Origin of the sequence: Stenotrophomonas sp. FR012 (genome assembly GCF_047520565.2) — a bacterium.
GTDB lineage: Bacteria > Pseudomonadota > Gammaproteobacteria > Xanthomonadales > Xanthomonadaceae > Stenotrophomonas > Stenotrophomonas sepilia.
In genome coordinates, this window is sequence record NZ_JAXBQL020000009.1 from 125,748 (window position 1) to 135,182 (window position 9,435).

8 protein-coding genes are annotated in these 9,435 nt (G+C 68.6%); 6 read left to right on the forward strand and 2 right to left on the reverse strand.

Features of this window, described 5'->3' with window-relative positions; all coding sequences use genetic code 11:
* The first annotated feature begins 108 nt into the window (after nucleotides 1-108).
* From ACM0O9_RS15530 to ACM0O9_RS15550, 5 genes are all read left to right on the forward strand, one after another.
* The gene (locus ACM0O9_RS15530) at nucleotides 109-339 is read left to right on the forward strand and encodes a hypothetical protein (protein ID WP_005415044.1); all 231 of its coding nucleotides are present in this window, start codon (nucleotides 109-111) and stop codon (nucleotides 337-339) included.
* Between the two features lie 48 nt (nucleotides 340-387).
* A complete protein-coding gene (locus ACM0O9_RS15535) occupies nucleotides 388-1,239 on the forward strand; it encodes a DUF2145 domain-containing protein (protein WP_065197241.1) in 852 nt (283 codons plus the stop codon).
* A gap of 19 nt (nucleotides 1,240-1,258) precedes the next feature.
* Nucleotides 1,259-1,762, forward strand: a complete 504-nt coding sequence (locus ACM0O9_RS15540) for a hypothetical protein (RefSeq protein WP_032953871.1) — start codon at nucleotides 1,259-1,261, stop codon at nucleotides 1,760-1,762.
* 32 nt (nucleotides 1,763-1,794) lie between these two features.
* Nucleotides 1,795-2,307, forward strand: a complete 513-nt coding sequence (locus tag ACM0O9_RS15545) for a hypothetical protein (protein ID WP_065197240.1) — start codon at nucleotides 1,795-1,797, stop codon at nucleotides 2,305-2,307.
* A gap of 75 nt (nucleotides 2,308-2,382) precedes the next feature.
* Entirely contained in the window at nucleotides 2,383-2,943 is a 561-nt protein-coding gene (locus ACM0O9_RS15550; protein WP_164229677.1) for a queuosine precursor transporter, read from the forward strand.
* 175 nt (nucleotides 2,944-3,118) lie between these two features.
* Here ACM0O9_RS15550 and glnE read toward each other — a convergent pair whose 3' ends face one another.
* Nucleotides 3,119-5,914 carry a bifunctional [glutamate--ammonia ligase]-adenylyl-L-tyrosine phosphorylase/[glutamate--ammonia-ligase] adenylyltransferase gene (glnE, locus tag ACM0O9_RS15555; protein WP_414604281.1) on the reverse strand — a complete coding sequence of 932 codons (2,796 nt, stop codon included), beginning with the start codon at nucleotides 5,912-5,914 and terminating at the stop codon, nucleotides 3,119-3,121.
* Between the two features lie 384 nt (nucleotides 5,915-6,298).
* Between glnE and scpC the strand changes: the two genes are divergently transcribed.
* On the forward strand, nucleotides 6,299-7,813 hold the full coding sequence (scpC, locus tag ACM0O9_RS15560; RefSeq protein ID WP_021202957.1) for a succinyl-CoA:acetate CoA-transferase ScpC: 1,515 nt from the start codon (nucleotides 6,299-6,301) through the stop codon (nucleotides 7,811-7,813).
* Nucleotides 7,814-7,948: 135 nt separating this feature from the next.
* On the opposite strand, the gene hglS is transcribed toward scpC, so the two are convergent.
* Nucleotides 7,949-9,313 carry a 2-oxoadipate dioxygenase/decarboxylase HglS gene (gene hglS / locus ACM0O9_RS15565; RefSeq protein WP_005415037.1) on the reverse strand — a complete coding sequence of 455 codons (1,365 nt, stop codon included), beginning with the start codon at nucleotides 9,311-9,313 and terminating at the stop codon, nucleotides 7,949-7,951.
* Nucleotides 9,314-9,435 lie beyond the last annotated feature (122 nt).

The following is a 9,435-nucleotide window of genomic DNA, read 5'->3' on the forward strand; positions in this document are numbered from 1 at the left end:
CCGATGCCGGCCAGCGGCCGGCACTACCGGGGTGCGCAGCGATTTCTGAACATTTCAATCTGCCCATACCGTTAGAGTCCGGTGTCCCCCACCGGACCGAATGCCTTCATGCGTACCCTGCTCCTGCTGCCCCTGGCCCTGCTCGCCGCGTGTTCGACCGCGCCCACCGAGCTGGACCCGATCTCCTATCAATGCCAGCAGCAGCTGGATGCGTACCGCGAACAGCCGGCGCTGCGCGATCCGAAGACGGGCGAGCGCCCGCCGCTGCCGATCGCCCCGATCAGCGATGCCTGCGACAGGGAACTCCAGCGCAAGGGCGTGGATCGCCCGCTGCGCTGAGCAGCGTATGATCGGCGCGCGGGCCTGCCCGCCGTTGAAGGTACCGACATGGATCGTTTTTCCCGCCTGCGCCGCGCCGCGCTGCTGATCGCCAGCCTGCTGGCGACCGCACCGGCCTGGGCCGACAGCACCGCCTGCCGCGAGCGCTACCCGAGCGTGGCGTCGCAGGCGGCGATGCTGGACGTGGCCTGGACCACCGCCGAACGCCTGGACGCGCTGCCCGAGGTGGACGTGGCGGTGGCCGCGCGCGGTGGCCAGGACCTGAGCCGCTACGGCCTGCGCCACAGCCACCTGGCCTTCCTGCTGCGCGAGGACGACGGCCGCTGGCGCGCGATGCACCTGCTCAACCGCTGCAAGACCGACAGCTCGCAGCTGTACCACGAGGGCCTCGGCAACTTCGTCGGCGAGAGCGGCGGCCATACCGACCTGCGCATCGGCGTGCCGTCGGCCCCCTTGCGTGCGGCGCTGCGCGCGATGCTGGTGCCGCCCTCGATCCAGCCCAAGGCGCTGCACGAAACAAGGTACAACGTGGTCGCCTACCCGTTCGCCACCGACTACCAGAACTCCAACCAGTGGGTGCTGGAAGTGCTGGCGGCGGCGATGGCGCAGACCGAAGGCGCGCCGGCCATCGTCAAGCGCGAACAGGCACAGCAGTGGCTGCGCCAGCAGAAGTACCAGCCCAGCGTGCTGCATATCGGCCTCGGCAAGCGCGTGGGTGCGCGCCTGTTCGTAGCCAACGCCACCACCACCGACCATCCAGCCGGCGAACGCATCTCCGGCAACTATTCGGTGGTGACGGTGGAATCGGTGTTCGACTTCCTGCACCAGCGCAGCCAGCTGCAGCAGGAACTGGTGATCCCCCATGTGCCGGTGGCCGGTGCCACCGCCGCCACGCCCTGAATCCCGCAAGGAGAACGACATGCGTCCGCTGCTTACCTCTGTGTTGTCGATGGTGATCGTCACCGGCCTGGCGTGGTCGACGGCCGCCCACGCCGAACGCCGCATCGTGATCATCCATGACCCGGGCCCGCAGGGACCGAGCCTGGAAATGTCCACGCAGATGGTGGCCTCGGCCCGCGCCGCAGCAGCGAAGGAAGCCCAGGATGCGGCCGATGCCGGCCAGCCGCTGGCGCGCCCGCAGCAGATCAAGCTGCCGCAGATGGAGGTGAGCGCAATCGCCACCACCGTCGATGGCCGCCGCGAAGTGCTGCTGCGTGATGCCAACGATCCGCAGAACACCGCATCGATGCAGTATCCGCGCGGCGTCGGCGACCCGGCCGTGCAGTTCACCGTGGGCCAGACCGTGAACTTCGAGCCAACCGGCGCCGACCAGGGCTGGCAGCTGAAGGACAACCAGGGCCGCCCGCTGGAATACCTGCCCGAGGCCACCGGCCCGCGCGATATCTTCGATACCCGGCGCTGAGCCGCCGTCCCCACGCTGACCAGGAGGTCTCCATGTTCCGTTGCCTGCGCGTTCCCGCTTCCGCCCTGCTGCTCTCCGCGCTGCTGGTGCCCACCGTCCATGCCGGCGCCGCGCCGCAGTTGAACAGCAGCGAAGCCAGCGTGCTGATCACCTCGCTGATCGTGGTCTCGGTGCCGCTCGCTGCATCGGCGGGCCTGTCCGAACTGTCCAAGGCGCCGTTCAAGGCCAGCGAACGCAATGGCAGGGTTGCCCGCACCAAGGCGGTGCCACTGCCGCCGATGGACGTGAAGAAGGTGGAGATCACGGCGGCCGGCGAGCGCCAGGTGCAGCTGCAGGTGCCCGACAAGGCCGATCAGACCGCCACCCTGCGCTGGCCGGCGCGCGTGCATGAAGACCAGACGGCGGCCTTCGTGGTCGGCCAGCAGGTACATTTCGACCCCACCGAGGCCGGTGCCGGCTGGACCGTGAAGAGCGCACAGGGCCAGGCACTGGCCTACGTGCCGACGGCCTACGCCGCGGGCGATGTGATGAGCGAAGCGTTGTAAAGCTGAACAAGCGGTTTTGGCTTTGCCGCGGGCCGGGCGGATAATGGGCGATCCCCTTTGTCCCCCTGGCTCGCCATGTCCGTGCGTCCTGCCCCTGTGTTTGCCCCGCTGACCGCCCGCGCCCTGGTGCTGGCGGTATTGGCGATGGGCGCGGTGGTGCTGCTGTCCAACGTGCTGGTGCAGTACCCGATCAATGACTGGCTGACCTGGGGCGCCTTCAGCTATCCGGTCGCGTTCCTGGTCAGCAACCTGATCAACCGCCGCTTCGGCCCGGGCCCGGCGCGCCGCGTGGCGTGGATCGGCTTCGCGGTGGCGGTGCTGTTGTCGATCTGGGTGGCCACGCCGCGCATCGCCGTTGCCTCGTGCTCGGCCTTCATCGTGGCGCAGTTGCTGGACATCACCGTGTTCGACCGCCTGCGCCGCGGCAGCTGGTGGCGCGCACCGATGGTGGCCACGACCTGCAGCGCGACGGTGGATACCACCATTTTCTGGTCGACCGCATTTGCCGGTTCCACCCTGCCGTGGGTGAGCTGGGCCGCCGGCGACCTGGTAGTGAAGCTGGCGATCGGCGTCTGCCTGCTGGCCCCGTTCCGCGCACTGCTGTGGAAGATGGCGCCGCTGCGCGCGACCAGCTGACCGCACGTGCTCTGGCAGGTGCCGACCTTGGATGGCACATGAGCACGGTAGGTGCCGACCGTTGGTCGGCACGCTCCATCAGAGTTCATCACCGCTGACAGATTGTGCCGACCAACGGTCGGCACCTACCAACAGCGGATCATCCCCGGGCAATTGCTCTAATGGGTGCACCCACTCACCCGAACGGCAGCTCCGCCGCTCTGCACGCCGCCGTAATCGCCGCACACGCGTCTTCAATCGCTGGCGTGGTCGGTGCCAGTCGCGGGCGACGGTCCAGCGTGCAGGCCAGGCCCACGTCGAGCAGCGTGGCATGCGCGCCATGCAGTGCTTGCGCAGTGTCTTCCGGCAGGAAACCGGCAATCGCCAGCGCACCGATCAGCGACGGCGTGTCGCGTGGCTGCAGCAACGCCGCATGCTGCGCACTACGCGCCAGCACGCCGGTCTGCAGCAGGAACTCCAGGTCCACCACGCCACCGGCACCCTGTTTCAGGTCCAGCCGCGCGGCATCGCTGCGGTCCAGTTCAGTGCGCATGCGGCCGCGCATCTTCAGCACATCGGCATACAGCGTGGCCGGATCGCGCTCACGACCCAGTGTCTGTGCACGCACCTGTTCGAAATCGGCCAGCAGGCTGGCATCACCGGCCACACCGCGTGCGCGCACCAGGGCCTGGTGTTCCCAGGTCCACGCGCGTTCGCGCTGGTATTCGGTGTAGCTGGCCAACGAAGACACCAGTGAACCCTTGCCACCGTCCGGGCGCAGGCGCACGTCGATGTCGTACAGGCGCCCGGCGGCGGTGACCGCACCAAGCAGCGCCATCACCTTCTGTGCCAGTCGTGCATACCAGCGCCCCGGTTCCAGCGGACGTGCGCCATCGCTGGCCTCCACGCCAGCCGGGTTGTCGTGCAGGAACACCAGGTCCAGGTCGGAACCGAAGCCCAGCTCAAGCCCGCCGAGGCTGCCGTAGCCGATGATCGCGAAACGTCCACCGGGAATCCCGCCGTGCGCGGCGCGCATGTCCGCCTCGGCCATCGCCAGCACGGTGGTGACCACCGCCTGCGCCAGCTCGGCCAGTTGCCGCGTGCTGTCCACCGCACCCTGGCGGCCATCCAGCGTGGCCATCGCCATGCGGAAGCTGAGCGCCAGCCGCGTCTCGTTGAGCCAGCGCAGTGCGGATTCGGGATCTTCCACCGCCAGCACCTGCTGGCACTCGGCCAGCATGCCGGCCGCATCGGGCATCGGCCCGGACACGCGCACGTCCAGCAGTTCGTCCAGCAGCAGCGGGTACGCGGCCAGCCGCTCGGCCAGCAGCGCGCTGCGCGCCAGCACATCGACCAGACGCGCCAACGCGCTCGGTTGTTCGTCCAGCAGCGCGAGATAGCTGGTCCGGCGCAGCACGGCCTGCAACAGGCCGAGCACACGCTTGAGCGCAGCGTCGGGTTGCGGCGAACGCGTGGCCGCATGCAGCAACGCGGGCAGTACGCGATCCAGCCGCGCACGCGCCGCATCGGATAATGACTTCACGCCGGTGCCCTGCGCGAAGTCACGCAATGACTGGTCGGCGCCATTGGCATCGAGGAAACCGGCTTCTGCCAGCAACGGCGCGTTGCTGCCCTCGGGCAGGCTACGCCAGTAATTGGCCAGCGCGTCGGGCGCGGCTTGACCCTTGCGCGGTGCCAGCAGCGCGGCGAATTCGGTACTGACCCGCTGCTGCTGTTCGGCCAGCGCCGCGCGCAGCACGTCCCAGTCCGGGTAGCCGAGGCCGACGGCGATGCGCTCGCGGTCCAGTGCATCGCTGGGCAGCACGTGGGTCTGCGCATCGCGCAGCATCTGCAGGCGGTTCTCCAGGCGGCGCAGGAACAGGTAGGCCTCGCGCAGCGCACTGCCGTCCTCGGGCGCGATCTGCCCCGCAGCCACCAGCGCGTCCAGCGCCACCAGCAGGCGGCGCTCGCGCAGCGCAGGTTCGCGGCCACCGCGGATCAGCTGCAGCGCCTGGCACAGGAACTCGATCTCGCGGATGCCACCGGCGCCGCGCTTGATGTCTTCGTGCAGCTCGCGGCGCGCGACTTCGGCGGTGATCGCTGCCTTCATCTCGCGCAGGCCATCGAGCGCAGTGAAATCCAGGTAGCGGCGGTACACGAACGGGCGCAGGGTCTGCAGCCACGCTTCACCGGCCTCGATATCACCGGCGACCGCGCGCGCCTTCAGCCACGCATAGCGCTCCCAGTCGCGGCCTTCGCGCTGGAAGTACTGGTCCATCGCCGCGAACGACAGCGCGACGCGGCCGGCGCTGCCGAACGGGCGCAGGCGCAGGTCGACGCGGTGGCTGAAGCCATCGACGGTGGTTTCGTCCAGCAGCTTGGCCAGGCGCTGGCCAAGGCGGGCGAAATACTCTTCGGCGGCCAGCGCGCGCGGGCCGTCGGATTCGCCGCCGTGCGGATAGGCGTAGACCAGGTCGATATCGGAACTGAAGTTGAGCTCGCCGCCGCCAAGCTTGCCGAGGCCGAACACCACCAGCTGCTGCGCGGCGCCTTCGCCATCGCGGACCACACCGTGGCGCTGGGCGAATTCCTGCTGCAGCGCGTCCAGCGCCAGCCGCAGGCAGTCCTCGGCCAGGGTGGTGGCGCCGGCCAGGGTCTGTGCCACGTCGTCCAGGCCGGTCAGGTCGCGCCAGATCAGCCGCGTCGACATGGCAGTACGCCAGCGCCGGATCTGCGCCGGCCAGTCGCTGGGCTGCAGCGGATCGAGCACCGGTGGCGGGATCGGCGGGCAACCGGGCGCGGCCAGCTGCGCCAGCAGCGCCGGTTGCCGCACCAGGGTGTCCAGCGCGAAGTCGCTGGTCACCGCCAACCGGCTCAGCAGCGGCAGCAGATCGGTCGGGATGGGTTCGGGCAGGACCTGGGCCAAGCGCGCCAGCGCGCGGTCGACAAGAGGCTGCAGGGCGGCGGGCAGGTCAGCGGGGGCGAGGGTCATGGGCGGATTGTATCGACCCGGTCGGGACGCGACGGACCCGGTAGTGCCGGCCGCTGGCCGGCAGATCCCATGATTCTGCCGAAGGTTGCTGCAGTTGCCGGCCAGCGGCCGGCACTACCGATAATGGAGGCCGCGTATTCACACTGGGCCACAGGCAATAAAAAAGCCCGCTTGCAGCGAACTGCCAGCGGGCTCTGCTCCCTCCCCCACGTCGGGATGCAGGGCCATCGTGCGGGCTGCGAAAGCACTTTGCACGCTGCACTGCAAAACAGAACCGGTGGGTATGGGTGAGCCACTGGGGGAAAAGCCATTCCACGAAGGTAGAACCCCCCGTACGGATGAGGATGGCCGATAATCGGGATTCCCCCCAGAAACACTGTCGTCATGTCTGTTGATCGCATCGCCAACGCGCGTCTCCGTGACCGCGTGGTCTCCGCCGAGGCCGCAGCCGCGCTGATCCAGCCCGGTGAAACCGTGGCCATGAGCGGCTTTACCGGCTCCGGGTATCCCAAGGCCGTTCCCGTCGAACTGGCCCGCCGCATCGAAGCGGTGCATGCCCAGGGCAATCCCTTCCAGATCAAGCTGATGACCGGCGCCTCGACCGCGCCGGAACTCGATGGCGCGCTGGCCAAGGCCGATGGCATCGCCATGCGCATGCCGTTCCAGAGCGACCCGGATGCGCGCAACCGCATCAACGAGGGCAAGCTGGATTACATCGACATCCACCTCAGCCACGTCGCCCAGCACGTGTGGTTCGGCTTCTATGGCGAGATCGATACCGCCGTCATCGAAGTCTCGGCCATCCGCGAAGATGGTTCGCTGGTGCCCTCCACCTCGGTCGGCAACAACAAGACCTGGCTGGACCTGGCCAGGAAGGTGATCGTCGAGGTCAACGAATGGCAGCCGGCCGGCGTCGACGGCATGCATGACATCTACTACGGCACCGCGCTGCCGCCGCACCGCAAGCCGATTCCGCTGGTGAACGCCAACGACCGCATCGGCGATACCGCGCTGCGCTGCGACCCGGACAAGATCGTGGCCGTGGTGCGTACCAACGGCCCGGACCGCAACAGCCCGTTCAGCCCGATCGATGCAACCAGCGAGCAGATCGCTTCGCACCTGATCGAGTTCCTCAAGCACGAGGTGAAGAAGGGCCGCCTGCCGCCGAACCTGCTGCCGCTGCAGTCGGGCGTGGGCAACATCCCCAACGCCGTGCTGGCCGGCCTGGCCAAGAGTGGTTTCCGCGACCTGGCCGCGTTCACCGAAGTGATCCAGGACGGCATGCTCGACCTGCTGCGCGACGGCGTGCTGAGCTACGCCTCCTGCACCGGCTTCGCGCTGAGCCCGCAGGCGAATGAGACGTTCAAGGAGAACATCGATTTCTACCGCGAGCGCATCATCATGCGCACGCAGGAAATCTCCAACCACCCGGAACTGGTGCGCCGCCTGGGCTGCATCGGCATGAACGGCATGATCGAGGTGGACATCTACGGCAACGTCAATTCGACGCACGTGATGGGCACGCGGATCATGAACGGCATCGGCGGTTCCGGTGACTTTGCCCGCAACGGTTTCCTGTCGGCGTTCCTGAGCCCGTCCACCGCCAAGAACGGCACCATCTCGGCGATCGTGCCGATGGCCAGCCATGTCGACCACACCGAGCACGATGTGTCGGTGATCGTCACCGAACAGGGCCTGGCCGATCTGCGCGGCCTGACCCCGCGCAAGCGCGCGCAGGTGCTGATCGACAACTGCGCGCACCCGGACTTCCGCCCGCAGCTGCAGGATTACTTCGACCGTGCCAGCCGTGAGAGCTACGGCAAGCACACCCCGCACCTGCTGCCGGAAGCGTTGTCGTGGCACCAGCGCTGGCTGGATACCGGAACGATGAAGGGCTGAGGCCCGCGGTAGAGCCGGCCGCTCTGGCCGGCTTCCCCAACAGCCGGCCAGCGGCCGGCTCTACCTCACGCGGTGCGCCCGGCCAGCGGCCGGCTCCACCTTCACGCGGTGCCCGGCCAGCGGCCGGCTCTGCCTTTACGCGGTGCGCAACGCCGCCAGCGATTCGGCCTGCAGCCGCTCGTAGATCTCGAACTCGTCGTTCACCGCCACGCCCAAGGCCTGCTCGAAGGCCTCACGGTTGGCATGCGCGGCATAGGCGCGCTGTTCTTCGCCGCCCAGGTTCGACTGGAAGATGCCCGCGGCACTGACCGGCAGGAAATCCTCGTAGACGATCGGGTCGGCCGTGGCCAGGCCGGCGGCCACCAGCACTTCAGCGGGCAGATCGGCCACGCGCTCCGGCGCGGCGCGGCCAGCGTCGGTCAGCTGGTAGCGGTAATACCCCAGGCCTTCCTGGCGCAGGGTGTCATGGTCATCCGGGAAGCTGGCGAACACCGCCTGCAGGCGCTGGCCGTAGTCGCCGCCGGTGCTGCCTTCGCCACCGGCGTCGCGGGCTTGCGACAGCAGCTGGTCGTACAGCGCGCGGCCCTTCGGGGTCAGCGCCAGGCCGCGTTGTTCGATCTCGCCGAAGCGCGCGGTATGGGTGCCGGCATCACCCCCTTCGGCATCCGGGAAGTGCACGGCCTCTTCCAGCGCTTTGAAGCTGGTCTGGCGCAGCAGGATCGGGCAGGCACGACGCGGCGGCCCTTCAATCACCGCCTTGGCCGCCATGCCGTGCTCGATCATTGCCGCCTGTGCAGCGTCGATGTCCAGCGTGCGCGGGGTCAGGTGGTTGATGTGCGGGCCGCGGAAACTGACCACGTCGGCCACCAGCCGGTGCGCGTTGTGCAGCGCGCGGTAGGTCGGCAGGTCGACCGTGGCGTCACCATGCCAGCGGAAGGTTTCCAGTGCTTCATCGACGAAGCGCTCGGCATCGGCCTGCGACAGGCCACCGTCGCGCTCGGCCTGGTCGATCAGCGCCAGCGCGCCGTCGGTGAAGATGCGACGGCGCGCCAGGATCTTCGCCGACTCTGCACGCAGGGCTTCGTCTTCGATCAGCTCCAGGCGCAGCAGCGAGGTGAACACGCGGAACGGATTCTGCGCCAGCGCCGCGCCGGTCAGCGGGCGGAACGCGGTGGAGTGCACCGGCACGCCGGCCACCGACAGGTCGTAGTAGCCGACCGGGTACATGCCCATCACCGCGAACAGGCGGCGCAGCGTCGCCAGTTCCTGCACGGTACCGACGCGGATCGCGCCATGACGCTCTTCATCCAGCCGCGCACGCTCGTCGTTGCGCTGCAGCTGCGCGGCCAGCGCCGGGTCCTGGGCAAGCACCTGCGCGTTGATCCGCTCCACCAGTTCCACCAGCGTGCCGTACAGCGGCACTTCGGTGCGGTACATGCGGGACATGGCCTGCGCGAACAGGCGGCGGATCACATCAGGCGAAACGAAAGAGGCGCTCATCAGTCACTCGATTACGGGAACGGGGAACAGCTCGGACCCGTATTGTCGCCGGAGCGCCCGGCGGCGGCGATACGCAGAGCAACATGACCGGGTAGTGCCGGGGGGGGGGGGGCCCCCCCCCC